At 66.1% G+C, this 1157-nt stretch carries 1 protein-coding gene; it reads right to left on the bottom strand.

The features are described 5' to 3' along the window. The coding region (locus PQQ96_RS42040; protein WP_408303321.1) for an NAD-dependent succinate-semialdehyde dehydrogenase at positions 1–1157 on the bottom strand (1157 nt) is incomplete at both ends.

Raw genomic sequence — 1157 nt, 5'->3', positions numbered from 1 at the left:
CCCGAATCCTTCACGCCGCCAAACGGCATTTCCGGCCAGGGTGCGGCAGGCTGGTTGATCCACAGCATGCCGACTTCCAACTGTTGCGACAGCAGATGCACGTTGCGGAACGACTTCGTGAACGCATAACCGGCCAGACCAAACGGCAGACGGTTCGCTTCGGCGATCGCTTCTTCGAGCGTGTCAAAACCGCGGATCGCGGCGATCGGGCCGAACGGCTCGTTATTGAACACGTCCGACTCGAGCGACACGTTGGTCAGCACCGTCGGCGCGAAGAAGTTGCCTTCCGAGCCCACGCGTTCACCGCCCGTTTCGACCTTCGCGCCGGTCTTGCGCGCGTCGTCGAGCACCTTGCTCATCGCGGTGAGACGGCGCGCGTTGGCGAGCGGTCCGATGGTTGTGCCTTCGGCCAGACCGTCGCCGAGCTTGAGCCCTTCAGCATGCTTGACCAGCGCCGTAGCGAATTCTTCGCGGATGCTGTTGTGCACCAGAAAGCGCGTCGGCGAGATGCAGACCTGGCCCGCATTGCGGAACTTCGCGGCGCCCGCGGCCTTGATGGCCAGCGCCACGTCGGCGTCTTCAGCCACGATCACCGGCGCATGACCGCCCAATTCCATCGTCGCGCGCTTCATGTGCGCGCCAGCCAGTGCGGCCAGTTGCTTGCCGACCGGCGTCGAGCCGGTGAAGGTGACCTTGCGGATCACCGGATGCGGAATCAGGTAGCTGGAAATCTCCGCCGGGTCGCCGAACACGAGGCCAACCGTACCGGCCGGCACGCCGGCTTCGACGAATGCCTGCAGCAGCGCTGCCGGCGACGCCGGGGTTTCTTCCGGCGCCTTGACGAGGAACGAACAGCCGCACGCGAGCGCCGCGCTCAGCTTGCGCACGACCTGATTGACCGGGAAATTCCACGGCGTGAACGCCGCCACCGGGCCAATCGGCTCCTTGAGCACGGTTTGCTGCACCGCCAGATTGCGCGGCGGCACGACCCGGCCGTAGACGCGACGGCCTTCATCGGCGAACCACTCGATGATGTCCGCCGCGGACAGTACTTCGACGCGCGCCTCGGCGAACGGCTTGCCCTGTTCCTGCGTCATCAGGCGGGCGATGTCCGAAGCGCGCTCGCGCACCAGCGCGGCGGCTTTGCGCATGGTCGT

The sequence above is a fragment of the Paraburkholderia sediminicola genome (genome assembly GCF_046027825.1).
Classification (GTDB): Bacteria; Pseudomonadota; Gammaproteobacteria; order Burkholderiales; family Burkholderiaceae; genus Paraburkholderia; species Paraburkholderia sediminicola_D.
Note: the sequence above shows the minus strand (reverse complement) of the source record. Positions and strands in the feature narration are given on the sequence as shown.